The sequence below is a fragment of the Micromonospora sp. URMC 103 genome (assembly GCF_051386435.1).
GTDB lineage: Bacteria > Actinomycetota > Actinomycetes > Mycobacteriales > Micromonosporaceae > Micromonospora.
This window is the reverse complement of record NZ_JBPQTR010000004.1, coordinates 620,107-646,133: the sequence shown is the minus strand read 5'-3', so window position 1 is coordinate 646,133 and position 26,027 is coordinate 620,107. Positions and strand designations below refer to the sequence as shown.

Annotated in this window: 21 protein-coding genes and 1 pseudogene; 11 read left to right on the top strand and 11 right to left on the bottom strand. The window is 74.2% G+C overall.

The window, feature by feature from the left end; genetic code table 11:
• Window positions 1-391: 391 nt before the first annotated feature.
• Window positions 392-1,567 (top strand): hypothetical protein, encoded by a 1,176-nt coding sequence (locus ACSNOA_RS06565; RefSeq protein ID WP_436657029.1) that lies wholly within the window; start codon window positions 392-394, stop codon window positions 1,565-1,567.
• A gap of 21 nt (window positions 1,568-1,588) precedes the next feature.
• Here the strand turns inward: ACSNOA_RS06565 and ACSNOA_RS06560 are convergent, their stop codons facing one another.
• Window positions 1,589-2,098: a DUF6912 family protein gene (locus tag ACSNOA_RS06560; RefSeq protein WP_436657028.1), complete on the bottom strand. Its 510-nt coding sequence runs from the start codon at window positions 2,096-2,098 to the stop codon at window positions 1,589-1,591.
• Between the two features lie 237 nt (window positions 2,099-2,335).
• On the opposite strand from ACSNOA_RS06560, the gene ACSNOA_RS06555 reads away from it, so the two are divergent.
• Window positions 2,336-2,563, top strand: a complete 228-nt coding sequence (locus ACSNOA_RS06555; protein ID WP_436657027.1) for a helix-turn-helix domain-containing protein — start codon at window positions 2,336-2,338, stop codon at window positions 2,561-2,563.
• 101 nt (window positions 2,564-2,664) lie between these two features.
• Window positions 2,665-3,273: pseudogene (locus ACSNOA_RS06550) on the top strand (Rv3235 family protein).
• A 237-nt stretch (window positions 3,274-3,510) separates the two neighbouring features.
• Here the strand turns inward: ACSNOA_RS06550 and secA are convergent.
• The gene (gene secA, locus ACSNOA_RS06545; RefSeq protein WP_436657026.1) at window positions 3,511-6,435 is read right to left on the bottom strand and encodes a preprotein translocase subunit SecA; all 2,925 of its coding nucleotides are present in this window, start codon (window positions 6,433-6,435) and stop codon (window positions 3,511-3,513) included.
• A gap of 168 nt (window positions 6,436-6,603) precedes the next feature.
• Here secA and ACSNOA_RS06540 point away from each other — a divergent pair, with 168 nt between their 5' ends.
• The gene (locus ACSNOA_RS06540; RefSeq protein WP_436657025.1) at window positions 6,604-7,779 is read left to right on the top strand and encodes a GNAT family N-acetyltransferase; all 1,176 of its coding nucleotides are present in this window, start codon (window positions 6,604-6,606) and stop codon (window positions 7,777-7,779) included.
• Window positions 7,776-8,885, top strand: a complete 1,110-nt coding sequence (locus ACSNOA_RS06535) for a GNAT family N-acetyltransferase (RefSeq protein WP_436657024.1) — start codon at window positions 7,776-7,778, stop codon at window positions 8,883-8,885. Before ACSNOA_RS06540 ends, ACSNOA_RS06535 begins: the two co-directional genes overlap by 4 nt.
• A 42-nt stretch (window positions 8,886-8,927) precedes the next feature.
• Here the strand turns inward: ACSNOA_RS06535 and hpf are convergent, their stop codons facing one another.
• The 5 genes from hpf to mtrA all read right to left on the bottom strand — a co-directional run bounded on the left by hpf (window position 8,928) and on the right by mtrA (window position 14,808).
• Window positions 8,928-9,569, bottom strand: a complete 642-nt coding sequence (gene hpf, locus ACSNOA_RS06530) for a ribosome hibernation-promoting factor, HPF/YfiA family (protein ID WP_436657023.1) — start codon at window positions 9,567-9,569, stop codon at window positions 8,928-8,930.
• Between the two features lie 249 nt (window positions 9,570-9,818).
• On the bottom strand, window positions 9,819-10,532 hold the full coding sequence (locus ACSNOA_RS06525) for a ComF family protein (RefSeq protein WP_436657022.1): 714 nt from the start codon (window positions 10,530-10,532) through the stop codon (window positions 9,819-9,821).
• A 4-nt stretch (window positions 10,533-10,536) separates the two neighbouring features.
• Entirely contained in the window at window positions 10,537-12,345 is a 1,809-nt protein-coding gene (locus tag ACSNOA_RS06520) for an LpqB family beta-propeller domain-containing protein (RefSeq protein ID WP_436657021.1), read from the bottom strand.
• On the bottom strand, window positions 12,345-14,105 hold the full coding sequence (gene mtrB / locus ACSNOA_RS06515; protein ID WP_436657020.1) for an MtrAB system histidine kinase MtrB: 1,761 nt from the start codon (window positions 14,103-14,105) through the stop codon (window positions 12,345-12,347). The genes ACSNOA_RS06520 and mtrB overlap by 1 nt, the downstream gene beginning before the upstream one ends.
• A 13-nt stretch (window positions 14,106-14,118) precedes the next feature.
• Window positions 14,119-14,808, bottom strand: a complete 690-nt coding sequence (mtrA, locus tag ACSNOA_RS06510) for an MtrAB system response regulator MtrA (protein WP_120330083.1) — start codon at window positions 14,806-14,808, stop codon at window positions 14,119-14,121.
• Window positions 14,809-15,019: 211 nt separating this feature from the next.
• Here mtrA and ACSNOA_RS06505 point away from each other — a divergent pair, with 211 nt between their 5' ends.
• Genes ACSNOA_RS06505 through ACSNOA_RS06485 form a run of 5 tightly spaced genes read left to right on the top strand, consistent with a single transcriptional unit; the run spans window position 15,020 to window position 20,358 of the window.
• On the top strand, window positions 15,020-15,862 hold the full coding sequence (locus ACSNOA_RS06505) for a hypothetical protein (protein ID WP_436657019.1): 843 nt from the start codon (window positions 15,020-15,022) through the stop codon (window positions 15,860-15,862).
• Window positions 15,859-16,644 carry a DUF4129 domain-containing protein gene (locus ACSNOA_RS06500; RefSeq protein WP_436657018.1) on the top strand — a complete coding sequence of 262 codons (786 nt, stop codon included), beginning with the start codon at window positions 15,859-15,861 and terminating at the stop codon, window positions 16,642-16,644. Before ACSNOA_RS06505 ends, ACSNOA_RS06500 begins: the two co-directional genes overlap by 4 nt.
• Window positions 16,641-18,062 carry a DUF4350 domain-containing protein gene (locus tag ACSNOA_RS06495; RefSeq protein WP_436657017.1) on the top strand — a complete coding sequence of 474 codons (1,422 nt, stop codon included), beginning with the start codon at window positions 16,641-16,643 and terminating at the stop codon, window positions 18,060-18,062. Before ACSNOA_RS06500 ends, ACSNOA_RS06495 begins: the two co-directional genes overlap by 4 nt.
• A 32-nt stretch (window positions 18,063-18,094) precedes the next feature.
• Window positions 18,095-19,051 (top strand): AAA family ATPase, encoded by a 957-nt coding sequence (locus tag ACSNOA_RS06490; protein WP_436658334.1) that lies wholly within the window; start codon window positions 18,095-18,097, stop codon window positions 19,049-19,051.
• A complete protein-coding gene (locus ACSNOA_RS06485) occupies window positions 19,048-20,358 on the top strand; it encodes a DUF58 domain-containing protein (protein WP_436657016.1) in 1,311 nt (436 codons plus the stop codon). The genes ACSNOA_RS06490 and ACSNOA_RS06485 overlap by 4 nt, the downstream gene beginning before the upstream one ends.
• Window positions 20,359-20,403: 45 nt before the next feature.
• Here the strand turns inward: ACSNOA_RS06485 and ACSNOA_RS06480 are convergent, their stop codons facing one another.
• On the bottom strand, window positions 20,404-21,423 hold the full coding sequence (locus ACSNOA_RS06480) for a stage II sporulation protein M (protein ID WP_436657015.1): 1,020 nt from the start codon (window positions 21,421-21,423) through the stop codon (window positions 20,404-20,406).
• Window positions 21,424-21,456: 33 nt separating this feature from the next.
• Between ACSNOA_RS06480 and ACSNOA_RS06475 the strand changes: the two genes are divergently transcribed.
• The gene (locus ACSNOA_RS06475) at window positions 21,457-22,473 is read left to right on the top strand and encodes an RDD family protein (RefSeq protein ID WP_436657014.1); all 1,017 of its coding nucleotides are present in this window, start codon (window positions 21,457-21,459) and stop codon (window positions 22,471-22,473) included.
• Between the two features lie 12 nt (window positions 22,474-22,485).
• Here the strand turns inward: ACSNOA_RS06475 and efeB are convergent, their stop codons facing one another.
• Genes efeB through efeU form a run of 3 tightly spaced genes read right to left on the bottom strand, consistent with a single transcriptional unit; the run spans window position 22,486 to window position 25,925 of the window.
• Complete coding sequence (gene efeB / locus ACSNOA_RS06470; protein WP_436657013.1) at window positions 22,486-23,757, bottom strand: iron uptake transporter deferrochelatase/peroxidase subunit; 1,272 nt, start codon at window positions 23,755-23,757, stop codon at window positions 22,486-22,488.
• A gap of 19 nt (window positions 23,758-23,776) precedes the next feature.
• Complete coding sequence (gene efeO / locus ACSNOA_RS06465) at window positions 23,777-24,907, bottom strand: iron uptake system protein EfeO (protein ID WP_436657012.1); 1,131 nt, start codon at window positions 24,905-24,907, stop codon at window positions 23,777-23,779.
• A gap of 22 nt (window positions 24,908-24,929) precedes the next feature.
• Entirely contained in the window at window positions 24,930-25,925 is a 996-nt protein-coding gene (gene efeU / locus ACSNOA_RS06460) for an iron uptake transporter permease EfeU (protein WP_436657011.1), read from the bottom strand.
• Between the last annotated feature and the right edge of the window lie 102 nt (window positions 25,926-26,027).

The following is a 26,027-nucleotide window of genomic DNA, read 5'->3' as shown; positions in this document are numbered from 1 at the left end:
AGATCCGCGCATCTACCCGGTTGTTGTGGCCTCCGGGAGCCGCGAAGCCACAACAACCCGGAAGTTGCGGCCACGCCGCCAGGTGACGCCCCCCGGGTGACGCCGCCAGGTGACGGGGGGTCCGCGTTCGACGTGATCGACACCAGATTGCCGATCTGGCGGTGACCAACGCCTCCGGACACCGCCACATCGGCGAACCGGAGTCGATCACGGCTCCGACAGCGTCATCGCGGCGAGGAAGGTGCCCGCAAACGGCGGGCGTCGCGCTTGGGGTGCCTGCGAACGGCGAGCATCACGGCGGGCACGCCCACGACGGCGGGCGCGGGGAAGGCGAACGGGCGGCGGCTACCCTGGATGGTCGGTGACCTGCCGACCCCGCGAAGGGAAGACGATGACCAAGCAGCCCGGCGGCCCCGACGCCGCGGAGCCGGACCGGCCTACGGCCGGCGACACCGCGGCGAGCACCGCGACCGAGGCCGCGCCCCGAGCGGCCGACGGCGCACTCCCGGCCGACGACGGCGCTGCGGCCGCCGGCGGTCGCGACGGGGCCGGCGACGATTCGGAGGCCGACGACGCTGCGGCCGACGCCACGGTGGGGGCTGACGGGTCCGACCCGACCTCCGAGGCGCCCGCCACCGCGTCGGTGCCGGCTGCTCCCGTGCTCGCGCTGCTGTCGCTGGTCTGGCTGGCCGCCATGCTCTGGTCGACCCGGGAGGCGATCCACTCCGCGGAGGCCGGCATCACGGCGATCAGCCTCTCCGCCTTCGCGCTGCCCGGGGTGATCTCGGCGGCGCTCGTGGCGGGCGCCGCGTTCGCCCTGTTCGGGGTCGACCTGCTGGGCCACCGGGTGAGCGACCGCTCCACGCTGCGTTTCCTCGCGGCGACGGGCACCGGCCTGCTGATCGGGCTCGCCGCCGCGGTGGCCGTGAACCTCACCTACCTCGACACCGCCACCACCAACGTCATCGCCGGCACCACGGTCGCCGCCGCGATCATCGGTGGGGCGGTGGCGGGCGCCCGGTCCGCCCCGGTGGTCGGCGCGGTGGTGGCCTCCGCGCTGGGCGTCCTGATCTTCGTGGTCGCGTTCAGCCGCGCGCGGGACCCCCTCTTCGACCTCTTCGGCGCGGGCGACACGCAGGAGTCGCTGGTCAACGCGGCCAAGTGGGTGTCCCGCACCGAGTCCCTGCTGGCCGGGCTGGTGGCCGGGCTGCTCGCCTTCGCGTACCTCGCCTGGGCCCGCCGCCGCGCCGCCCGCCGGGACCCGGCCGCCCCCGCGCTCCGCTGGCCCGCGTACCTGCTCGCCGGGGCCGGACCGGGTCTGTTCCTGCTGCTGTCCGAGGTGATCATCCGGGTCGGCGGGCACACGCTGCTCGACCTGGCCGGCGCGCTCAGCGAGGCGGACTCGGTGGCCCAGACGATGCTCGGCACCTCGCGGGTCGACAACGGCATCTGGGTGCTCTTCGTGGGCGCGCTGACCGCGCTCATCGCGTTCGGCCGCACGCTCGGCCCGAGCGTCACCGAGGACGAGCCCGACGACGAGGCCGTGGCGGCCGGCGCCGGCCGCTGACCCGGCCCCGCTCCGGCGGGGTCAGGAGACGGTACGCAGAAGCAGGTCCAGCTCGGTCACGTCGTACCACTCCAGCTCGTGGTCCTCGGCGCTGTCGACGGTGAACTGCGCGTCCGGGTCCCCGGCGAGCGCCTCCGTCACCACCTCGGCCGCCGCGGCCACGTCCTCCGCCGCGTCCGCGCCGTCCACGTGGATCGCCGCGACGGCGCTCATGGGCACTGCGCCGACCAGCCCGAGCACGCTCGACCCCAGCTCACCCTCGGGGCGTCCCACGGCGGCGCGCGGCAGGTCGGCGGAGACCACGACCCGGCGTCGGGGCGCGGCGGCGTCGGCCCGGAGCAGTTGCAACGCGTCCTGTGCGGCGCGGGTGAAGGCGACGTACTCCAGTTCCTCCTCGTCGCCCTCGGCGTACCACTCCCGCAGCGCCGGCGTGACCGCGTGCGCCTCGGCGGCGGTGAGCCCGTGCTCGCGCAGCCGGGCCAGCATCGGAACGGTCGCCGGGACGTACACCCGGACAAGCTCGTCGGTCACCGGTCGTCTCCCCGCTCGGATCGTGAACCGGCGGTCACCGGTCCGGGCGCCGATCATGCCGTACGCCGTGACCGTCATACACCTCGCGTCCGGCCGGTGGAAGTTCCCCGTCGGTGTGTCCGGCCGCTTCCGAGCGGCCAGGCGGCGGGGGCGTGCCGGCGCCAAGACGCGGGGCGCTGGGGCGCGTCGGCGAGTGGTGGCAAACTGACGCTACCGAAACCAACCGAGGGAGTTCCCGTGGAGCCGAGGTTCCTGCTCCTGTCCGACGTGGCCGCCGAGCTGAACGTGTCGGATTCGCAGGTCTACCACATGGTGCGCAGCGGCGAACTGCCCGCCATCAAGATCGGCGGCCGGGGGCAGTGGCGTGTCGAGCGCGCCCGGCTGGAGGAGTACATCCAGCGCAAGTACGAGGAGACGGCCGACTGGATCCGGGGCAACCCCCTCCTCGACCGCGACGCGGAGTAGTTTCGCCGCATCCCTGGGCATTGACGGATGGCTCTGCTTGCCCGAAAATCGGAGGCAGTCGAAGGCAAACGAAGGCAAACGCAAGGTTTGGGAGCAGTCCGATGACCGACGTCCGCCGTCCGGGGCCGTCCCGACCGCCCATTCGCCTCCGGCCCGCGCCGCCGCTCGACCCCCCGTACGCCGACGAGGACGTCGGCTGGCCGCCGCCCACCCACGGGCAACTCGCGCTCGACCTCTTCGCGGCGTCCCGCCCGGATGCCCGGCGTCCCTCCGACCGGCGGGCCGGGTTCCGTCCGGCACCCACCCACCCGGGGCGGGGCCGAGCCGCCTCCATGCCGCCCGCCGCGCTCGTCAGCGCCACGCCGGAGGCGACCCGGGCCGCCCACCGGTTCGTCGCCACCTGCGTCGAGGTGCTCAACGGCTACCGGCCGCCGGGGCAGCTCCGCCCCCTGCTCGACCCCGCCCGGGCGCACGAGTTGCTGCCCGAGCTCGCCCGGGGCGGCGCCCGCGTGGGCGCGTCCCGCCGGCGGACGGCCCGGCCCACCCGGCCGACCGTACGGCTGCTGCGGTTACGGGCCGGCTAGCCGCGTGCCGGGGCCGTGGAGGTCGCCGCGGTGCTCACCGGCACGGCTGGGCGCAGCTGGGCCCTGGCGCTCCGCCTCGAACACCGCCGGGGCCGCTGGCTGTGCACGGCCCTGCACGTCCTCTGACCACCGGAGGCGGCGAACTCCCGGGGCGTCCGTCTGGCGCGGTCGGCGGGCGCCCCGGGTCTCCACGTCACCGGTGGCGCGACTTCACGAATCGCCTATGCAGATCGCCGATGTGGCGGAGTCCCTGTCTGCGGGATACCGCCACATCGGCGAAATGGAGTCGACCATGAGCCCGGCAGATGACCCGGGCTGACCGAGGCCGGGTCGGATCACGACCCGGCTCGGCTCACGTGCTCGTCAGGCGGCGCCGCCGGGCGCGCCGTGGCACCGCTTGTACTTGCGGCCGGAGCCGCACGGGCAGGGCGCGTTCCGCGACGGGCCGCCACTGCCCTCGGCCTGGCCGGTCGCCGCGCGACGGGCCGTGCTGCCCGCGACGGCCGGGCCACTCATCCCGCTGGCCGGCCGCTGCGGCGCGGACGGCGCGTGGGTGCCCGGGGCGGCCGGGGGCGCCGCCTTCGCGGCGGCCCGCCCGACGCCGAGCGCGGGCGCCTGCTGCTCGGCCTGCTCCACGGCGACGCTACCGGCGCCGGCTTCGCCGTCGATGGTGGGCGAGGAGTACTGGAAGCCCTGCTGCTGCGGCGTGCGGTTGAGGCCCTTAGCCCGCAGCTCCACCGGCTTGTCCAGCAGCTGGACCTCCTCGGCCTCCGGCTCCGGCTCGGCGACCTGGACCTCCAGGTTGTAGAGGAAGCCGACCGTCTCCTCCTTGATGCCGTCCATCATGGTGGCGAACATGTCGAAGCCCTCGCGCTGGTACTCCACGACCGGGTCGCGCTGGGCGTACGCCCGGAGGCTGATGCCCTCCTGGAGGTAGTCCATCTCGTAGAGGTGCTCGCGCCACTTCCGGTCGATCACCTGGAGCAGGACCATCCGCTCGAGCTGCCGCACGCCCTCCTCGCCGAGCTGCTCCTCACGCCGGTCGTACGCGGCGTGCGCGTCCTCCTTGAGCCGGGCGACCAGGAAGTCGGCGTCGATGCCGGCCCGGGAGCCGACCTCCTCCTCGAGCTCGTCGATGGTGATCCCCACCGGGTAGAGCTGCTTGAGGCTGGACCAGAGCTGCTCGAGGTCCCACTCCTCGCCGTAGCCCTCGGAGGTGGCGCCCCGCACGTACGCCTCGACCACGTCGTCGATCATGTTGCGGACCTGCTCGGAGAGGTCCTCGCCGTTGAGCACCCGGAGCCGCTCGGCGTAGATCACCTGGCGCTGCTTGTTGAGCACCTCGTCGTACTTGAGGACGTTCTTGCGGATCTCGGCGTTCTGGCCCTCGATCTGGGCCTGGGCGCTCTTGATCTGCCGGGTGACCATCTTCGACTCGATGGGCACGTCCTCCGGGATGTTGAAGCGCTCCATGACCGCCTCGACCGCGCCGGCCCGGAAGCGCCGCATCAGCTCGTCCTGGAGCGACAGGTAGAAGCGGGACTCGCCCGGGTCACCCTGCCGGCCGGCGCGACCGCGCAGCTGGTTGTCGATGCGGCGCGACTCGTGCCGCTCGGTGCCGAGCACGTAGAGCCCGCCCGCGGCGGCCACCTCCTCCGCCTCGGCGTCGCAGGCCTGCTTCCACTTGGGCAGGACCTCCTCCATCGCCTTGGCGTACTCCTCCTCGTTCTCCTCCGGGTCGAGGCCGCGCTGGCGCAGCTCGTTGGCGGCGAGGAACTCGGGGTTGCCACCGAGCAGGATGTCCGTGCCACGGCCGGCCATGTTGGTGGCCACGGTGACGGCACCCTTGCGCCCGGCCTGGGCGACGATCTCCGCCTCGCGGGCGTGGAACTTCGCGTTCAGCACCGAGTGCGGGATGCCCCGGCGGCGGAGTAGCTGGGAGAGGATCTCGGAGTTTTCCACCGAGACGGTGCCGACGAGCACCGGCTGGCCCTGCTCGTGCCGCTCGGCGATGTCCTCCACCACGGCGTTGAACTTGGCCTTCTCGGTCTTGTAGATCACGTCGGGCCGGTCGGCCCGGACCATCGGCCGGTGCGTCGGGATGGTGACCACGCCGACCTTGTAGACCTTGTTGAACTCGCCCGCCTCGGTCTGGGCGGTACCGGTCATGCCGGCGAGCTTCTCGTAGAGGCGGAAGTAGTTCTGGAGGGTGATGGTGGCGAGGGTCTGGTTCTCCTGCTTGATCTCCACCCCCTCCTTGGCCTCGATCGCCTGGTGCATGCCCTCGTTGTAGCGGCGGCCGTGCAGGATGCGGCCCGTGAACTCGTCGACGATCAGGACCTCGCCCTCGTTGACGATGTAGTCCTTGTCGCGCTTGTAGAGCTCCTTGGCCTTGATCGCGTTGTTCAGGTAGCCGACCAGCGGGGTGTTCACCGACTCGTACAGGTTGTCGATGCCGAGCCGGTCCTCGACCTTGGCCACGCCCCGCTCGGTGACGGCGATCGTCCGCTTGGCGTAGTCGACCTCGTAGTCGCCCTCGCCGTCCTTGCCGGCCTGGAGCCGGGCCACCACGGCGGCGAACTCCTGGTACCAGCGGGCGGAGTGCTCGGCCGGGCCGGAGATGATCAGCGGCGTCCGGGCCTCGTCGATGAGGATGGAGTCGACCTCGTCGACCACCGCGAAGAAGTGGCCGCGCTGGACCAGCTCCTCCTTCGACCACGCCATGTTGTCGCGCAGGTAGTCGAAGCCGAACTCGTTGTTGGTGCCGTAGGTGATGTCGCACTCGTACGCGGTGCGGTGCTCGTCGGCCGGCCGGTTGGGCAGGACGACGCCCACGGTGAGCCCGAGGAACTCGTGCACCCGGCCCATCCAGGCGGCGTCGCGCTGGGCCAGGTAGTCGTTGACGGTGACCACGTGCACGCCCTTGCCGGCGAGCGCGTTCAGGTAGACGGGCATGACCGAGGTCAGCGTCTTGCCCTCACCGGTCTTCATCTCGGCGATGTTGCCGAAGTGCAGCGCCGCGCCACCCATCACCTGGACGTCGTACGGGCGCTGGCCGAGCACGCGGGCGGCCGCCTCGCGGCACACCGCGAACGCCTCCGGCAGCAGGTCGTCGAGGGTCTCGCCGTCGGCCAGCCGCTCCCTGAACTGCTCGGTCATGTCGCGCAGCTCGGCGTCGGTGAGGTTGACGTAGTCGTCCTCGATCGAGTTGACGGCGGCCGCGATGGCCTTGAGCCGACGCACCATGCGGCCCTCGCCAGCGCGGAGGACCCTTTCCAGAATCGACACGGATCTACGCTCCCCTAGACGGTCTCGAACCATCGTAGGCGCTCCATCGGGCCGATGGTCACTGGTGGCGGTGGACCGCAGCAGCAAAACCGACATAACGCGTCGCAGGTGCGGGACGGGGCGGATATCCGGTTACGCCGTGGGCGAACGATCCGGCACCATGCTCGGGTGGAGCCAGTGGAGATCATCGAGGACGGCCTGCTGCTGCGCCCGTGGCGGGCCGACGACGCCGAGGCCGTGTACCGCGCCTGCCAGGACCCGGACATCCAGCGCTGGACCACCGTACCCCGCCCGTACCTGCCCGAACACGCCCGCGGGTTCGTCACGGAGTTCGCGGCCGGGGCCTGGGCGGGGGGCACGGGCGCCCCGTTCGCGGTCTGCGACGCGGCGACCGGCGAACTGCTCGGCTCCTGCGGGCTGGTGGCCCTCGACACCCGCCTCGGCTCCGGCGAGGTCGGCTACTGGACGGCGCCCTGGGCGCGTGGCCGCGGCGTCATGGTCCGGGCCGTCCGGGCGGTGGCCCGCTGGGCGTTCGACGCGCTGAAGCTGCGCCGGCTCCTCTGGCACGCGGCGGTGGGCAACCACGCGTCCCGGCTGGTCGCGCTCCGGGCCGGTTTCCGGATCGAGGGCCGCCTCCGGCTCGCCGACCCGGCCCCGGGCGGTCGGCCGGACGCCTGGATCGGCTCGCTCCTGCCCGGCGAGGTGCCCGCGCCGGGCGCGCCGGGCCCGGCCGGCCCCGGCACCATCGAGGCCCGCCGCGCCGCCGTCTTCGGCCGGCCGCAGCCCGTCCTGTTCGCCACCACGGCGGCCACCGCGGGCGGCGCCGGCGCCACCGAGTTGCGACTGCGCCCCATGGAGGAACGGGACCTGGACGCGATCGTGGCCACCTGCCGCGACCCGGAGACCATCCGCTGGACCAGCGTCCCCGACCCGTACGAGCGGGCGGACGCGGAGTCCTTCCTCGACGTCACGCAGGGCACCTGGGCGGCCGGCACGAGCGCCTGCTACGTCTTCGCCGGCCCCGACGACCGGTACGCCGGCTCCATCGACCTGCGGCTCTCCCCCGTCGACCCGCTGCTGGCCGACGTCGGCTTCATGACCGCCCCGGCCGCCCGGGGCCGCGGCTTCCTGCCGGCGGCGCTGGCCGCGCTCTGCGCCTGGGGCTTCACGACGCTGGGCCTGGCCCGCATCGAGTGGCGGGCGAACGTCGGCAACACGGCCTCCCGGCGGGCCGCCGAGAAGGCCGGCTTCACCGTCGAGGGCACGGCCCGCGGCGGGCTCACACACCGCGGTCAGCGCGTGGACGTCTGGGTGGGCGCCCTGCTCGCCGGGGACCTGGCGTGACTCCCGAGGTCGTCGAGGCGTACGGCGTGCGGCTGCGGCCGTTCCGGCTCGACGACTCGGCCGACGTGGTCGACGGCTGCGCCGACCCGCTGACCGGGCGCTTCATCTCCGGCCTGCCCGCGCCGTACACCGAGGCGGACGCGCACTGGTGGATCACCGAGGGCGCTCCCGCGGCGTGGGCCGGCGGCGGTGCCGCGTACGCGGTCGCCGACCCGGCCACCGACCGGCTGCTCGGCGCCGTAGGGCTCAGCCAGGTGGTGCCCTACCGCGGCCAGGCGGAGATCGGCTACTGGGTGACGCCGCGGGCGCGCGGGCGCGGGGTGGCCCTGGCGGCCACCCGCGCGCTGACCGAGCGCGCCTTCGCCACCGGCACCGCCCGCGTCGAACTGCTCACCCACGAGGAGAACACGGCGAGCCAGCGGGTGGCGCTGGCCGCCGGCTTCCAGTTCGAGGGCGTACGCCGCGCGGCCAACCCGTCGCGGGGCGGCGGGCGACAGGATCTGCTGGCCTGGGTACGCCTCGCCGACGACCCGCCCGGGCCCGCTCCTCGCCCCCTGCCCGACCTGCCCGAGGGCCACCTCACCGACGGTGTGGTGACGCTGCGCCGACTGGGCCCGGACGACGCGGACCTGATGTACGGGCTGCACACCCTGCCGGAGGTGGTGGCGAACCAGGCGCCGCCGGTGCCGCCGGAGCGCGCCGCGATCGAGCGGCGGTGCCGGCTCGCGGAGACCCAGTGGCTCACCGGTGACATCGCGCGGATGCTGATCCTGGACGCGGACAGCGGCGCACCGGTCGGCAGCTGCGGGCTCTCCGTGAGCGATCCCGGCGCCGGGGAGGGCACCCTCGGGTACGCGCTGCTCCCCCGCTGGCGCGGCGGAGGGCGCGCCACCCGGGCCGTCCGGCTCCTCGCCGGCTGGGCCTTCGGGCCGGCCCGCCTCGCGCGGCTCGCCGCGGGCACGATGCCCGACAACGTCGCGTCGCATCGGGTGCTGGAGAAGGTCGGCTTCCGCCGGGAGGGACTCCTCCGCGGCCGGCTGCCCGGCCTCGCCGGCACCCGGGTCGACGACCTGGTGTTGGGGCTGCTGCCCGGCGAACTCCGCTGACGATCAGGGAGCCGTCACGGCTCCCCGATCGCACCGCCGTGGTCAGGTGGCCAGCGAGATGATGCCGTAGTCGTAGGCGCGGCGCCGGTAGACCACGCTGGGCCGGCCGGACTCCTTGTCGAGGAACAGGTAGAAGTCGTGCCCGACCAGTTCCATCTGGAACAGGGCGTCGTCGATGGTCATGGGCTCGGCGGGGTGCACCTTCTCCCGCGCGATGTGCCACGGCTGGTCGTCGTGCTGCTCCTCGACGCCGATTCGCTCCGCGAGGGCGGTGGCGGTGCGTCCGTTGTCGCTCAGCGCGCCGAGTGGGTCGGCGCCCAGGTCGGCCACCGGCAGGCCCGCGGTGGCGGCCGCCACGGAGAGCGGCGCGTGCCGGCCGCGGTGCACCCGGCGGCGGTCGGCTGCCCGGCGCAGCCGGGTGTCGAGCTTGGCGATGGCGGCGTCGAGGGCGCTGTAGAAGTCGTTCGTGCAGGCCTCGGCACGGATCACCGGGCCCCGCGACACGCAGGTGATCTCCACCCGCTGGCAGTGGTCCGCCTGACGGGGATTGCGCTCGTGGAACAGTTCCACGTCCACGCGAATGAGTTTGTGATCGTAGCGTTCGATCTTGGCGAGTTTCTCAGCTACGTGTACCCGGTAATGGTCCGGCACTTCGACGTTACGGCCCTTGACCACGATGTCCACGTGACCTCCCTGGCTCGGACGGTCTTCGATCGGTAACCCGGTCGTTCGCCCCTAGGGATGAGGCCCTGTTCGGCGTCGACCGGTCAGTGCGGCTACGCCTCCTTTCACCGCCGGGGGCGGGTGGGAAAACCTCCTACCCCCGACACGATGACGCTAACTCCTGTTCTTCGGGCAGTCACCCCTGGTTGCCAAGACCGCCATGATTTTTCACAGCTCATACACCATCGGGTGAAACGGGAACACGAAGGGTTACGACTGTTGCCGTTTCTCGGTCGCCGCGAGCACCGCGGCGACGGCGGGTACCCGGCCGGTCGCGGTGAGCGTCCGACTCACGGCGGCGAGCGTCGCCCCGGTGGTGAGGATGTCGTCGAGCACCACGAGCGTCGCCGCGGCGGACCCGTCCCGGCTGCCCGGACGCGGCGGGCGGGCCCGGAACGCGGCCTCCGCGGCGGCGGCACGGCCGGCGCTGTCGAGCGTCACCGAATCCGGTCGCGGCAGCGCCCGCAGCGGCCGCAGGACCCGCACCGGCCACCCGGCCCGGCCCAGCCGGTCGGCGCAGTGCCGGGTGAGCCGGTCCAGGTGGTCGCCGTAGCGTGCGCGGGCGGCCGCCGCGGTGTCCGGCACCGGGACCAGGGCCACCGGGCGGGCCGCGCCCACGGCCGCGGCGACCACCTCGGCGAGCAGGGCGCCCAGCGGCCGGGCCAGCCCGTGCCGCCCGTGTTCCTTGTACGCGAGGAGCGCCTCGCGCAGCGGTCCCGCGTACGGACCGAGGGCGACGCACGGCGGCAGGCCGGCCGGGGCGGGTGTGGGGCGTACCGACCGGGGACGCAACGCCTCCAGCGCCGCCACGCACTGCGGGCAGACGCCGTGCCGCAGGCCCGGCCGGCGCTGCCGGCAGCCCGCGCAGTCCGTGGGCAGCACGAGGTCGCCGAGGTCCGCCCAGAGCCCGCCGAGGCCGCGCACGGCGTCAGAACAGGAAGAACGGGGCGGACGGGGAGCCGGGGCGGACCCCGGTCGGGGGCGGCGTCACGTCGAGCACCTGCTCCCGCTGGATCCGCTCGACCGGGCTGCTGCGGTACGACACGTTGTTCGCCTCGTACATGAAGGCCCCGGAGGGCAGCTTCGTGGCGGGGTTGGTGGGGAACGCGGTCAGGTGCGTCACCCGCGCGCCCGTGTCGTCCTTGAGCGGGGTCTGCAACGCGCCGTCCACGCTGATCTCGTAGATCGCCGGGCGGCCGGCCGCACCGGCCACGATGAGCCGTTCCTCGTCGCCCCAGTCGACCGCGGAGAGGCTGGTCAGCGAGGTGGCCACCCGTCGCGGCGGCCCGACGGCCACGGTGCCGCCGTCCAGGTTGAGCGCCGCCACGTAGAGGGCGCCGCCGGCGATCAGGGCGATCCGCCGCCCGTCCAGGGAGGCGGCGACCGCGGTCACCGAGCCCGGGGGCAGGTTGAGCACGATCTGGGACATCCGCGCGTTCTGGTCGAACCGGTAGAGCCGGCCGTCGGCGACCACGAGCCCCTGCGGCTGGTGCGGATCGGTGGCGCGCAGCCAGACCGGCCGGCCGATCGCGGTGTGCTCCGGGCCCTTCGTGAAGGTCGTCACCGGGGCCGGCCCCGTGCCCACGCTGAGCCGTTGCCGCCCCGCGGACGCGGTCACGAGGGCCGCGAACACCTGCTTGTCGGCGCGGGTGAACCCGGCCGACACGACGTTCCGGTTCGCCCCGGGGTCCAGCGGCACGGCGCCGGGGGACTCGCCCGCGATGCCGAGCGGGTGGATCGACCCCTCGTACACGCAGTACCGCACCGGCGCGTCGAGGCCCTGGTAGAGCGCCCGGGCCGACCGGCGCTCGCCCAGGTCCTCGGTGAGCACCGAGTTGTTGCGGACCTTCAGCTCGAGCTGGCCGTCGAACTCGGGCAGCGACCACGCGATCTGCGTGAGGAGCTGGTCGGCCCGGGTCCGGTCGTCGCCGGACATGTCCAGGTTGACCTCCCAGCGGCCGTTGCCACCGGTGGCATTGTTGATCAGCTCGGTGCGGTCGGGCAGGCCCACCACGCCCGGGCGCAGCCAGTCGGACGGGCCGCCGACCAGCCACTTCACCACCTCGTTGAGGCGCCGCTCGTTGGGCACGGTGAGCGGGAGGTACCGCAGGTCCGGCACGAGCCGCGTCCGCTCCGAGTTCCAGAAGTAGATCGTCTGGCTCTCGTAGTAGTCCCGCAACGCGACGTCGCTCAGCAGCAGCACGTTCGGCGGGTCGATCACGTAGAACCCGGCCCCGTCGTCCACCGAGCCGGCCGGGGACGCGCTGCGCAGCCCGAACTCGTACCGCGTGTCGGTGGAGACCGGCGGGGCGAGCTTGCCGTCGGTGCGGAGGACACCGACCTGCTGCACCGCGATGGTGACCCGGGTGCTGTCGATGTCCGGCGTGATCACCGGCTTGTCGACCAGCCGGACGACGGTGAGCTCGACCTCGCTGCCCTGCTTCTCCTGGAGGCGGTGGTCGTCCTCCTGGGCGATGAACTGCTTGACCCGGTAGTACGCCCGGTCCGGCTCACCGGCCGCGGCCGAGAGGAAGTTGCGGACGAACTCCTCCGGGTCCGTGCCGCTCATCGACCGGGGCGGCGGTTCCTTGCGCCAGGCGTTGACCGCGCCGGACTCCGTGGCCGGCTGCCGCCGCCCGTCGACCCGCACCTCCGAGCGCTCCGGAATGCCGCAGCCGGTGAACCCGGCGACCGCCAGGGTGCCGCAGAGCGCCCCGGCCACGAGACGGTTTCTCACTACCGCACCTCCGCCCGTGCCGTCGCCGGATCGCCGGCCGGCGCCGGGCCGATCGCCAGCGTCCCGCCGGTGCCCGGGCCGATGGCCAGTTGGTTGCCGTCGCGCGGCCCGCCGAACGGCAGCCGGGCGTCCTCAGGCACCAGACGCAGCGGCGAGGTGGTGAGCCGGTCCCCGGCGCGGGACGGCAGGGTGAGCCGGAACTGGGCGCCCTGCCCCGGCGCGCCCCACGCCTCCAGCCAGCCGCCGTGCAGGCGCGCGTCCTCCAGGCTGATCGACAGGCCGAGGCCGGTGCCGCCGGTCTGCCGCGCCCGCGACGGGTCGGCCCGCCAGAAGCGGTTGAACACCAGCTTCTCCTCGCCCGGTTTCAACCCCACCCCGTGGTCCCGGACGGTGATCGCCACCGCCGTGTCGTCCATGCCGAGCCGGATCAGCACCGGCCGGCCCTCCCCGTGCTCGACCGCGTTGCCGACGAGGTTGCGCAGCACCCGCTCGACCCGGCGTGGATCCACCTCGGCGATCACCTCGGTCTCCGGCAGGTCCAGCTCGATCGGTACGCCGACCCGCTCGGCCAGGCCGGTCAGCCGTTCCACCACCCGGTGCACGATCGGCACGAGGTCGGTGGGCTCGGCGTCCAGCATCGCGAAGCCGGCGTCGAAGCGGCTGATCTCCAGCAGGTCGGTGAGCAACTCCTCGAACCGGTCCAGCTCGGCCTGGAGCAGCTCGGCGCTGCGGGCCACCGCCGGGTCGAAGCCGTCGCGCTCGGCGAAGATCAGGTCGGCCGCCATCCGGACCGTGGTGAGCGGCGTGCGCAGCTCGTGCGACACGTCGGAGGTGAACCGGCGCTGCAACCGCGACATCTCCTCCAGCCGCAGGATCTGCCGTTGGAGGTTGGTGGCCATCTGGTTGAACGAGGCGGCGAGCAACGCCAGGTCGTCCTCCCCGTTGACCACCATCCGCTGGTCGAGCAGACCCGCGGAGAGCCGCTGGGCCGTGCGCGCGGCCACCCGTACCGGGTTGACCACGAGACGGGTGACCAGCGCCGCGAGCAGCCCGAGCAGCACCACGAGGGCGGCGCCGGTGGCCACCACGGTGGCACGGGCGTCGGCCGCCGTGGCGTCCTGCCGGTCCAGCGGCATCAGGTAGTACAGCTCGATCTGGCCGAACCGGGTCGGCACCGGCGAGCCGTACGCCAGGTACTTCGTCCGGTCCCCGGTGAGCACGCCCGTGCCGATCTGGCTGGCCACGTTGCCGGAGGCGACGGCGGCCCGCAGCTCCGGGCTGATCAGCGGCTGCACGTTGACGGCCGGGGCCGTCCGGCTCTGGATCGCGCCCGGGAAGCCGTCCGCGGTGATCGTCACGACCATCCCGCTGGTCTGCTGCGGGTCGGCGCCGGCCAGGTAGTTGACAGTGCCCTCGATGGTCTCCTGGAGCTGGGCCTCCTGCGGCTGGCCGTAGAGGTAGACCTGCTTGGCCGCGTAGTCCGCGCCGCTCTCCAACCGCTGGCGGACGTCGGTCTCGGCGTTCTCCAGCAGGATGTTTGTGATCTTGTCAGCGATCAGATACGCGAACCCGCCGACGAGCAGGCTGGACGCGACGAGCGTGATGGTGACCACCCGGACGTGCAACGACCGCCGCCACGTGCGGTGCGCCCCGGCGACCAGCCGCGCACCCCGCGCGACGAGCCCACGCCACAGCTCGCCGACGGCGCCGAGCCGCCGGGCGGTCGCGGTGTCGGGGGGCGGAAGCGCGGAGGAGGCCACAGTGCGCCCCAGGCTATCCGGTGCCCGCCTTGTAGCCCACGCCCCGCACGGTGAGGATGATTTCCGGCCGCTCCGGATCCGGCTCGATCTTGGCGCGCAGCCGCTGCACGTGCACGTTCACCAGCCGGGTGTCCGCGGCGTGCCGGTAGCCCCAGACCTGCTCGAGCAGCACCTCGCGGGTGAAGACCTGCCGCGGCTTGCGGGCGAGCGCGACCAGCAGGTCGAACTCCAGCGGCGTCAGCTTCACCTCCTCGCCGTTGCGGCTCACGGTGTGCGCCGGCACGTCGATGCTGATCTGGTTGCCGGGCGGCCCGATCGTCAGCATCTCCGGGGCCACGTCCTCGCCGCGGCGCAGCCGGGCCCGCATGCGGGCCACCAGCTCCTTGGGCTTGAACGGCTTGACCACGTAGTCGTCGGCGCCGGACTCCAGCCCGAGCACCACGTCGACCGTGTCGCTCTTCGCGGTCAGCATGACGATTGGCACGCCGGATTCTGCCCGGATCGCCCGCGCCACGTCGATGCCGCTCATCCCGGGCAGCATGAGGTCGAGCAGGACGATGTCGGGCCGGTTGTCGCGGAACGCGGCCAGGGCGCGTTCCCCGTCGGCCACGAAGGAAGGCAGGAAACCTTCGCTGCGCAGCACGATGCCGAGCATCTCGGCGAGCGCGGGGTCGTCGTCGACCACCAGTACCCGGGCTCTCATGGGGTTAATTTTCCATCCCCGTTCCAATGTCGGTGGGACCGGCGTCACCCGGCACGGTACCGCCGCCGGCAAGCTTGCCACAGAGATCCGCGCCGGCGGTCGACCGCGCGCGTCGCGCGACCTGCGGGTCCACCGGTTCGGGCCGGGCGTGTCACCATGATCCCTGCGTGCGCCGCCGCGCGCCACCGTCGCCCGTCCCCCAGGAGTCCGCGTGCCCGACGCCGGCCCTACCGCCGTCCTCCCGCGCCGACCCCTCACCGTGGGCGAGCTGCTGGACTCGGCGGTCCTGCTGCTGCGCGACCACGCCTCCGTGCTCCTGCCGTTCGCGGCCCTGCTCGCCGCGGGCGAGCAGCTCCTCCTGGCTCCGCTGCGAACCCTGGCCGGCAGCGTGCCCCCGATCTGGTGGTACGCCGACGGCCGGGTGTCCGCGTACTGGCTGCTGCTGGCCGTCGGCGCCGCCACCGAAGGGGTGGTCATCGCCCTGCTCGGCAGCCCGGCCGCCCGGGCCGCCGGGCCCGCGCTGCTCGGCCGTACCGCGCGCGCCGGCGAGCTGCTCCGCCCCGCCGGCGCGCGGTGGGGCGCCACCCTGCTGCTCGCGCTCGTCGCCGGCGCCGTGATGTTCGTGGCCGCGCTGTGCGGACCGGGCTGGTTCGTCGGGTTCGCACTGCTCGGCGCCCTCACGCCGGTGCTCGTCACCGACCGGACGCCCCTGCTGCGCGCACTCCCCCGCGCCGTCGCGCTGGCCGCCCGCGGTGGGCTGCGGGCCGGTCTCGTCCGGCTGCTCGGCTACCTCGGCTGGTGGATCCTCCGGGTCGGCCTCGCGTCCGGGATCCTCCTCACGCTTCCGGGGCTCGGCCTCGTCCCCGCCGAGTGGGCGGTGCCGGTCGCGCTGGTGGTGTGGGCCGCCGTGAACACCGTGGCGTACCCGGCGCTGGCCTGCCTGGACGCCGTGCTCCACCTCGAGACCCGGATGCGCAGCGAGGGCCTGGACATCCTGCTCGCCCGGTCGCCGGCCGGCATGCCGGAACGGGTCCTCCTGGCGGCGGACCGATGAGCTTCAGCCGGTGGTGGACGGAGACCGTCGCGGCGCTCGGCGACCACGTGCCGCTGCCGCTGGCCGCGTTGCTGCTCGTCGTCGTGGCGGCGCTGGTGGCTCTGGGCTGGTACACGTTTCCCGCGTGGGTGCCCCGCCGCCTGCCGCGGGTGCGGCTGCGCCTTCCCCGGCTCCGGCGGCCCCGGCTCCGGTGGCCCCGCCTGCGGTGGCCCCGGCTGCGGCTGCGGCGCCGTCGACGGGCCGACGAGGCCGCCCCCGCGATCGACGCCACACCCGCGCCGCCGGAGGAACCGGTCGCGCCGGCCACCGGGCAGCTCTCGCTCGCCGACCGGCTCGCGGCCGAGGGCCGGTACGCCGAGGCCGTCCGCGAACGGCTCCGCGACATGGTCGGCGAGCTGGTGTTCCGGCGGGTGGTGCCCCCGCAGCCCGGCCTGACCGTGCTCGAGGTCGGTGCCACGGCCGCCCGGAACCGGCCACCCGCCGGCCCCGCGGTGGTGGCGGCCGGGGCGATCTTCTCCGAGGTCTGGTACGCGCAGCGGCCCGCCTCGCCCGAGCACGACCGGCGAATGCGCGATCTCGCGGCCGAGCTGCACCGGGTGCTCACCACCCCGCCGTCCCCCGGCGCGATGGCCGGTGGCGTCGTACCCGCGCCGGTCGACGCCGGCGGACCGGCTCCCGCCGGGACCGTCCCGTCGCCGACCGGCGTCGCTCCCGAGCGGGTCGTACCCGCGCCGGCCGGACCGGGTGACGAGCCGGCCGCCGCACGGGAGGAGCGACCGTGACCGCCGCCCCACCGATCCCGGCCCCGGCCCGTGACGAGACGGCGAAGCGGCCGCCCCGGCGCCGCTGGCACCGCCTGGCCGTCCCTCTCGGGCTGGCCGCGGCGCTCGTGACCACCACCCTCGTCACGTACGCGGTGGACCGTCCCGACCCCACCGACCCGGGTTTCCTCTCCCCGGTGGAGACCGGCGGACACGGCGGGAGCCGGCTCGCCGAGGCCCTGCGCCGCGGCGGTGTGACCGTGCAGCGGGAGACCGAGCCGGCACCGGCCCTGCGCGCCGCCCGCACCGGACCGGCCACCGTCTTCGTGCCGGCGCCCGACCTGCTCCAGCCGGACACCCTGGCCCGGATCACCCGCCTGGCCCCCGGCAGCCGGCTCGTGCTGGTCGACCCGTCCCGCCGCTCGCTCGTGGACGCCGGCCTGCCGCTCACACCAAGGGACCGGCGCTGGGCCGCGAAGGTCGGGGACCCGCGGTCCGACGGCCGGCCCTGCCCCTTGCCCGAGCTCGGCCCGGTACGCCGGGCCGCCGCGCAGCTCCAGCGGTACGAGGCCGACGACGTCGCCGACCTCTGCTTCTCGGCCGGCCTGGCCCGGCTGCCCGGAGCGACGGAGGTCGTGGTGGTGGGGGCCGACGACCCGTTCCGCAACGACCGGATCGCCGAGTGGGACAACCAGGCGCTGGCCACCGGCCTGCTCGGGCTGCGGGGCCGGGTCGTCTGGCTCGACCTGCGCCGTCCCGAGCCGCCCCCGCCGTCCAGCAGCAGCCCGCCGCATCCGGACACCGTTCCCTACTCCGAGGAGCCCGGCGGCGACGGTTCCGACGGTCCACACGGCACGGCCGACGGCCGGCCCGGCCCGATGCCCGGCGGCGACGGCTCCCCGAGGGGAGGGCGCCCGCAGAGTTCGGCCGACGACCGCCAGGACGCCGGCAACCCGCTGTGGGACGCCTTCCCCGTCTGGTTCTGGGCACTGCTGGTGCAGCTCGCGCTGGCGCTGCTGCTCGTCGCGCTCTGGCGGGCCCGCCGCCTCGGGCCGCCGGCACCCGAGCCGCTGCCGGTGACCGTACGCTCCGCCGAGACGACCCTCGGGCGCGCCCGGCTGTACCAGCGGGCCGGCGCCCGGGGCCCGGCGGGACGCACACTGCGGACCGCCGCCCTCGCCCGCCTGCTGCCCTGGCTGAACCTTCCGGCGGGCGTGCCGCCGGAGCGGGTGTCCGCGGCCGTCGCCGCGCGCACCGGCCACGACCCGGAGCAGGTCGAGGAGCTGCTGTACGGCGACGACCCGGCCACCGACGCGGACCTGCTGGACCTCGCGCGGTCGCTGGACGACCTCACGCGTACCGTCGCGGCCGTCCCGCCCGATCGCGCACGCCCCGCCGACCCGACCGGCCCCGACCCCACCGAAGGAGGACCCCGGTGACCCGACCCGCCGGAACCGCCGAGCCGCCGACCATCGGCCCCGACGACGCCCGCGCCGCCCTGCACCGGCTGCGCGCCGAGGTGGCCAAGGCGGTCGTCGGCCAGGACGCGGTCGTCACCGGCTTGGTGATCGCCCTGCTCTGCCGGGGGCACGTGCTGCTCGAGGGCGTACCGGGTGTGGCCAAGACGCTGCTCATCCGCACCGTGGCCACCGCGCTCGACCTGGATTCCAAGCGCGTGCAGTTCACGCCCGACCTGATGCCCGGCGACGTCACCGGCTCCCTGATCTTCGACCCGCACACCGCGGCGTTCACCTTCCGCGAGGGACCGGTCTTCACCAACCTGCTGCTCGCCGACGAGATCAACCGGACGCCGCCGAAGACCCAGTCGGCGCTGCTCGAGGTGATGGAGGAGCGGCAGGTCTCGGTGGAGGGCGCCCGCCGCCCGCTGCCCGACCCGTTCATCGTGGCCGCGACCCAGAACCCGGTCGAGTACGAGGGCACCTACCCGCTGCCCGAGGCGCAGCTCGACCGGTTCCTGCTCAAGCTCACCGTGCCCCTGCCCAGCCGGGAGGAGGAGCTGGGGGTGCTCCGCGCCCACCACGCCGGTTTCGACCCACGCGACCTCGCGGCGGCCGGCGTACGGCCCGTGGCGACCGCCGCGGACCTCGCGGCGGCGCGGAGCGCGGTCGGTCGGGTGCACGTGGCCGATCCGCTCCTCGGCTACCTCGTCGACCTCTGCCGGGCCACCCGCACCACCCCCGCGCTGGAGCTGGGCGCCTCGCCCCGCGGCGCGACCGCGCTGCTCAGCACGGCCAAGGCGTGGGCCTGGCTGGGCGGGCGGGACCACGTCGTCCCGGACGACGTGAAGGCGGTGGCCCGGCCCACCCTGCGGCACCGGCTGCGGCTGCGCCCGGAGGTCGAGCTGGAGGGCGTGGCCGTCGACGCGGTGCTGGACACGGTGCTCGCCACCGTGCCGACGCCGCGATGACCTGGCGGGCGGCGCTGCTGCTGGCGGCCGGGGCGCCGACCCTGCCGCTCTGGCCGTCGCCGTTCGTCGGTGTGTCGGTCATGACCGGCGCCGTGCTGCTCCTGGTCGTCGTGGACCGGCTGCTCGCGGTCCCTCCCGCCGCGCTCACCGTGCGCCGGGAGGGCGACCGGACGGTGCGGCTCGGCGGCACGGCCACCGTCGCGCTCCGGGTCGAGAACACCTCTGGCCGTACGCTGCGCGCCCAGATCCGCGACGCCTGGGTGCCGTCGGTCGGGGCGCGTCCCGACGTGCCGCCGCGGCGGGTCGTCACCGTGGCGCCCGGCGAGACGGCGGTGCTGCCCACCCGGCTCACCCCGACCCGCCGCGGCGACCGGCCCGCGGTGGCGCTGACCGTACGCTCGCTCGGCCCGCTGCGGCTCGCGTTCCGCCAGCGGTCCGGCCGACCCGCCACACCACCGTGGACGCTGCGGGTGCTGCCCCGCTTCGACTCCCGCCGGCACCTGCCCGAGAAGCTGGCCCGGCTGCGGGTGATCGACGGCACCCAGGTCAGCCGGGGACGCGGCCAGGGCACCGAGTTCGACACGCTGCGCGAGTACGTGGTGGGCGACGACGTCCGGTCGATCGACTGGCGGGCCAGTGCCCGGCAGGCGGACGTGCTGGTGCGCACCTGGCGACCGGAGCGGGACCGGCGGCTCGTCTGCGTGCTCGACACCGGCCGCACCTCGGCCGTACGGATCGGTGACGAGCCTCGCCTGGACACCGCCATCGACGCGGCGCTGCTGCTCACCGCGCTCGCCTCCCGGGCCGGCGACCGCGTCGACCTGCTGGCCGCCGACACCGCGGTGCGGGCCACGGTCACCGGCACGGGTCGGGCCGCCCTGCTGCCGCGGCTCGTGCACGCGCTCGCCCCGTTGCAGCCGGCCCTCGTCGAGACGGACTTCGAGCTGGTGGCCGGCGAGGTCCTGCGCCGGCAGCGCCAGCGCAGCCTCGTGGTGCTCTTCACGGCGCTGGAGGCGGGCGCGCTGGGCGAGGGCCTCCTGCCGGTGCTGCCCCGGCTGGCCGCCCGGCACCGGGTGATGATCGCGGCGACTCACGACCCGGTGCTCTCCGCGATGACCACAGGCACGCCGTCCCGGCCCGAGGACGCCTACGCGGCGGCGGCCGGTTGGCGCGCGCTTGCCGAGCGGGACCGCGTCCGCGCGGCGCTCACCCGCTACGGCGTGCTGGTCGTGGACGCCCCCGCTGGTGCGCTCGCCACCACCCTGGCCGACACCTACCTACGCCTGAAGTCCCAAGGCCAGCTCTGACCCCACCCCCGGCGCCCGTCCGCTTCCGCCACGTTGATCATGAAGTTATTGCCCACCGGCACGGCGTGTCGGGGCAACAACTTCATGATCAACCAGGGTCGGCGGGGGCGGCGCCGGCGCCGGGTGGGTGGCGCGGCGGCCGAGAACGAACACGTACGCCAGGAAGGCGATCCAGACGGCGGCGCCCACGGCGACGCGCAGCGGGACCGGCACGGGGGCCGGCGTGACGAACGCCTCGACGAGCGCCGAGAGCGCGAACACCCCGACGAGGCCGACGGCCACCAGGATGGCCGACCGGCCGGCCCGGGCCACGGCCTGCCCCCGCGTCAGCTCCGGGGGCGGTGAGATCCACGCCCAGGCGACCCGCAACCCCAGCCCGGCGGCCACGAAGACCCCGGTCAGTTCCAGCAGGCCGTGCGGGGTGATCAGGCCGAAGAAGACGTCCGCGCGGCCGTACGAGACCATCACGCCGCCGGTGACGCCGATGTTCAGCGCGTTCTGCCAGAGCAGGTAGAACACCGGCACGACGAGCACACCGGACGCGAGGCACTGGGCCGCCAGCCAGGCGTTGTGCGTCCAGAGGTGGAACGCGAAGGTCGGCGCGGAGAACTCCGTGTAGTACCCGGCGAAACCGGACTGGACAAGGTCGGCCGCCGCGTCCTCGCCCACGAACGCGGCCGCCGTGTCGGGGTTGTTGGCGACGAACCAGATCAGGAAGAAGCTGAGCAGGCTGAAGCCGGTCGCCACCCCGCACCACCAGGGCCACGCCCGGTAGACAGCGCCCGGGAAATCGGCGACCAGGAAGCGGGTGACCGCCGCCCACGACGGGCGGGGCCGGCCCGTGAGCCTCGCCCGGGCCCGGAGCACCAGCTGGGAGAGCTGACTCACCAGCGCCGGGTCGGGTGACCGGCTGCGCAGGGCGGAGAGCTGGGTGGCCGTCCGCTGGTAGAGGGCGACCAACTCGTCGACCTCGGCGGCGTCGAGCCGGCGGCGCCGGCACAGCTCCTCGAGCCGCCGCCACTGCTCGCCGTGCTCGGCGACGTACGCGTCGAGATCCACGCTCACCCCCGTCCGCGGATCATAGTGTTCACTGTCGGGGTGAGCGCGCAACCATCGGCACCGGCCGCCACCCGGACCGTTCCCTGGAACGACGCCGGGCTGGTCAGCGGTGAAGCCGTGGAGCTGGACATCCGGGTGGCCCGGCTCGGCTCCCGGGTGCTCGCCCTGCTGGTCGACGTCCTGGTCCAGCTGGGACTCGCGCTGGTGCTGGCCGTGCTGGTCGCGCTCGCCATCGAGGCCCTGCCCTTCGGAGTGGTCGACGCGGCGCTCACGGGGGCCACGGGCACCCTCACGCTCATCGCGGTGCTGGTCGGCTACCCCGTGCTGTTCGAGCGGTTCAACGACGGCCGGACGCCGGGCAAGATCGCGGTCGGCCTGCGGGTGGTCAGCGCGGACGGTGGCCCGGTCGGGCTGCGGCAGTCTCTGACCCGCGCCCTCGTCGGTGTCGCCGTGGAGTGGCCCGGGCTCGTCCTGCCGCTGCTCAGCTGGGCGGCGGGAGTGACGGTCATGCTCACCGACCGGCGGGGCCGCCGGCTCGGCGACCTGGTGGCCGGCACGCTCGTCGTCCACACCCGCGCCGCTGCCGTGTGGCGGCCCGTCCCGACGGCGGTGCCGCCGCTCGTCGACTGGGCGTACACCCTGGACCTGAGCCGGCTCGACGACGCCCTGGCGCTCGCGGCGCGGCAGTACCTGGCCCGTGTCCACCAGCTCGCGGAACCGGCGCGGAGCCGGCTGGCCCGCGGTCTGTGGACCGAGGTGGCCGCGGTGACCACCCCACCCCCGCCGCTGCCCGCGTCCGAGACCGTCTACCTGGCCGCCGTCCTCGGCGAGCGCCACCGCCGGGCCATGCACCGGCTGCACCGCGCCCGCGCCGTCACCGCGGCGCTCTGGCCGGAGCTGGCGCCGCCCCCGGCCGAGCCGATCCGCCGGGCCGTGCCCGATCCGCACCCGCCGGCCCGTCCCACCACGGCCCTACGCCCCGCCGCGCCGCCGGCACAGGCGGGGCCGCCGGTCGTACGCCCGCCGGTCGACGCCGTCGACGGTCCCGCCGCCTGACGACCGGACGGGTCAGGCGAACAGCGCCCGACCCCAGTAGTCGCCGCCGTCCCGCACGCCCGGCGGGCAGGCGAACAGGCTGCTCGAGACGTGCCGCAGGTACTCGTTCATCACGTCGTGCCGGGCCAGTTGGGTCTGGATCGGTACGAACTGCCGGCGCGGGTCGCGCTGGTAGGCGATGAAGAAGAGGCCGGCGTCGAGTCGGCCCAGGCCGTCCGAACCGTCCACGAAGTTGTAGCCGCGGCGCAGCAGACGCGCCCCGCCGTTGCGCGTCGGGTGGGCGAGCGTGACGTGCGCGTGCGCGGGGATGCGCGGCTGGCCGTCGTCGCCCGTGGCCGCGAAGTCCGGCTCCTCGAACTCGTCCCGCTGTCCGAGCGGGGCGCCGTTGCCCTTGGCCCGCCCCACGATCTCCTCCTGCTCGGCCAGCGAGGTCCGGTCCCAGGTCTCGATCAACATGCGGATCTTCCGCGTGACCACGTACGAGCCACCGGCCATCCAGTCCGGCCCGTCGCCCGGCTGCACCCAGAGCTGGTCCCGGAGCAGGTCGGTGTCCTCGGCCTTGAGGTTCGCCGTGCCGTCCTTGAAGCCGAACAGGTTGCGCGGGGTGGCCTGGCCGCGGGATGTGGACGACGTCCGGCCGAAGCCGAGCTGGGACCAGCGGACACTCACCACGCCCATGCCGATCCGGGCCAGGTTGCGGATCGCGTGGACGGCCACCTGCGGGTCGTTCGCGCACGCCTGGACGCACAGGTCACCGCCGGAGATCTGCGGCTGCAGGGCGTCGCCGGGGAACCGGGGCAGGTCGGCGAGGGCTGCCGGGCGCCGGTCGGCGATGCCGAACCGGTCCCGGCCCTCGGCGTCGCGGAACAGCGTGGGACCGAAGCCGACGGTGAGCGTGAGCTGCGACGGGGGCAGGCCGAGCGCCTCGCCGGTGTCGTCCGGCGGCGCCTCCGGCACACCGCCCACCGCGCCGAGCACCCCGGCCTCCTGACCGGCGGTCATCCGGGCGGCCGCGGCCGTCCACTCCTGGAGCAGGTCGACGAGACGCGCGCGGTCCTTCGTGATCACGTCGAACGCGACGAAGTGCAGCCGGTCCTGGGCCGGCGTGACGATGCCGGCCTGGTGCTCGCCGTGGAACGGCACCGCCCCGGACGCGTGCTCGCTGGCGGCGGCCTGGTCAGGCGAGCCGCGCAGCAGCGCGCCCGTGCCGGCGGCCACCCCGGCGACGCCGGCCACCCCGGCCCCGGCCAGCGTGATGGCCCGCCGGCGACTGACTCCACTCATCGACACCACCCGTCCCGGCTCACTTGGCGACGACCGCGGCGACCTTGCTGATCGGCTCGGCGAGCGCGTTGATGCCGTCCGAGAGCTCCTTGAGATCGGCCTTGCTCAACGCGGTGTGCAGCTTCCACCCGTCGCCGTCCCGGTGCTTGCCGAGCAGCGTCTCGACGTTCGCGAACTCGGTGTCGAGCTGCTTGGCGAGGTCGGGCGACCGCTGCTCGAGCGCGGGGCGCAGCGCGGCGATCGCGGCCTTGGACCCCTCGAGGTTGGCGCTGAAGTCCCACAGGTCGGTGTGCGAGTAGCGCTCCTCCTCGCCAGTGATCTTGCCGCTGGCCACCTCGTCGAGCAACTCCTTGGCGCCGTTGGCGAGCTGCAGCGGGGAGAGCTTCTCGGCGTTGGCCTTCGCCACGATCTCCCTGACGTCGGTCAGCAGCCGATCCGCGATCTGGCCGTCCTTGCTGATGTCACCGGTGGTCCAGAGGTCCTTCTCGATCCGGTGGAAGCCCGTGAACTCCATCCCCTCCTCGATGACCTCCTCGCGGCCGTCGATCTTGGGGTCGAGGTCGCCGAAGATCTCGGCGACCGGCTCGATCCGCTCCCAGTAGGTCCGGGCCACGGGGTAGAGCGTCTTGGCCTTCGCCACGTCCCCGGCCTTGACCGCGGTCACGAACTCCTCGGTCTTCTCCAGCAGGGCCGCCGTCTGGCTCTTCACGTAACGCTGGTAACTGTCGGCGGCCCCGGCCAGCGCGGCGTCCTCGGTGAGCGGCGCGGAGGAGCCGCTGACCTTCAGCGCCCCCCGAATGCCCTTTCCGCTCATCCCGGGCTTGCAGGCCGTCTCGTACGTCCCGGCCGGCAGCTCGACCCGCAGCTCGCGGCTCAGCCCGGGAGCGATGTTCTCCACCTCGCCCATCACCCGGTCACCGCTCGCGTAGACGTAGAACTCCGTGACCTTCGCGCCCGCATTGGTGATCTTGAAGGTGGCCGTTCCAGCGGGCAGGTCGGTGTCGGCGACCTGGCAGGCCGTGTCGTCGGCCTTGACCACGATCGGGCCGCCGGCCGCCGCGGGCTCCTCCTTTTCACCGGAGCACGCGACGACGCCGGCCGTGGCCAGCAGGCCGACGGCGGCCAGCGTGAGGTAACGGGTGGTACGCATCTGGGCAGTTCTCCTCGTCGGATCAGGCACGCTGCGGCGCGGAGGGCGCCTCGGCCCCGGCCGCGGTGGTGGTGGTTCCGGCCGTGTCGCCCGGGCCAGCGGTCTCGGCGGCAGGGGCCGCACCGGGAGTGGCGGCCGCGCTCGGCGTGGCGGCCGCGTCCGGGGCGGCCGCGCTCGGGGCCGCGGCCTTGCCCGGCGCGGCGGCCTTGCCCGGCGCCGCGGGGCGGAACAGGAAGAGCGCGAGGACCGGCACGGCGTACGCCACCCAGGCGATCGTCTCGAGCACGGTGGGTGCGGCCGTGACGTTGAACATGCCGGCCAGCAGGGCCGCGTACCAGGTGCTGGGGTCGAGCACGGAGGTGATGTCGAACGCCAGGTCGTTGAGGCCGGGCAGGACACCGGCCTCCTGGAAGTCGTGCACGCCGTACTTGAGGATGCCGGCGGCCACGAGGATCAGCAGCGCCCCCGTCCAGGTGAAGAAGCGGCTCAGGTTGATCTTCAACGCGCTGGCGTAGAGCAGCACGCCGATGACGACGGCCGTGACGATGCCGCCGATCAACGCGAGGAGAGGGCCGCTGTCACCGGCCGCTCCCTGCGCCGCCGAGTAGAAGATGAGGGCGGTCTCCAGGCCCTCCCGGATCACCGCGAGGAAGGCCATCCCCGCCACGGCGAGCGAGCCGACCGCCAGCGCGTCGGTGAGCTTGCCGCGCAGCTCGCCCGCGATGGTGCGGGCGGCCCGGCGCATCCAGAAGATCATCCAGGTGACGAAGACGACGGCCGCCACGGACGTCACGGCCTCGAACAGCTCGCGGTCCTCGGAACGGGCCAGCAGCGTGGTCGACGTGTACTCGATGAGCCACCCGAACAGCACCGACAGCGCCACGGCCAGCCCGACTCCACCCCAGACCTGGGGCAGCCGGTCCCGGCGCTGCGACTTCACGAGGAAGGCGACGAGGATGCTGACCACGAGGGTCGCTTCGAGGCCCTCGCGCAGGCCGATCAGGTAGGTGGCGAACATCGGTGCTCCGGTTCTTAGGCACGCCTCAGCTAAGTAAGGGCAGCCATACCTTCCTCCTGTTCGGAAGCCTCGTCAAGTTGTTCATGCCAACGCCACTCGTCC

Excerpts from the sequence above, each read along its gene's own strand:
- ACSNOA_RS06565 (WP_436657029.1), top strand. The coding sequence starts at position 392 with ATGACCAAGCAGCCCGGCGGCCCCGACGCCGCGGAGCCGGACCGGCCT.
- mtrA (WP_120330083.1), bottom strand. The coding sequence starts at position 14,808 with ATGAGAGCCCGGGTACTGGTGGTCGACGACGACCCCGCGCTCGCCGAG.
- ACSNOA_RS06500 (WP_436657018.1), top strand. The coding sequence starts at position 15,859 with ATGAGCTTCAGCCGGTGGTGGACGGAGACCGTCGCGGCGCTCGGCGAC.
- ACSNOA_RS06485 (WP_436657016.1), top strand. The coding sequence starts at position 19,048 with ATGACCTGGCGGGCGGCGCTGCTGCTGGCGGCCGGGGCGCCGACCCTG.
- efeB (WP_436657013.1), bottom strand. The coding sequence starts at position 23,757 with ATGAGTGGAGTCAGTCGCCGGCGGGCCATCACGCTGGCCGGGGCCGGG.
- efeO (WP_436657012.1), bottom strand. The coding sequence starts at position 24,907 with ATGCGTACCACCCGTTACCTCACGCTGGCCGCCGTCGGCCTGCTGGCC.
- efeU (WP_436657011.1), bottom strand. The coding sequence starts at position 25,925 with ATGTTCGCCACCTACCTGATCGGCCTGCGCGAGGGCCTCGAAGCGACC.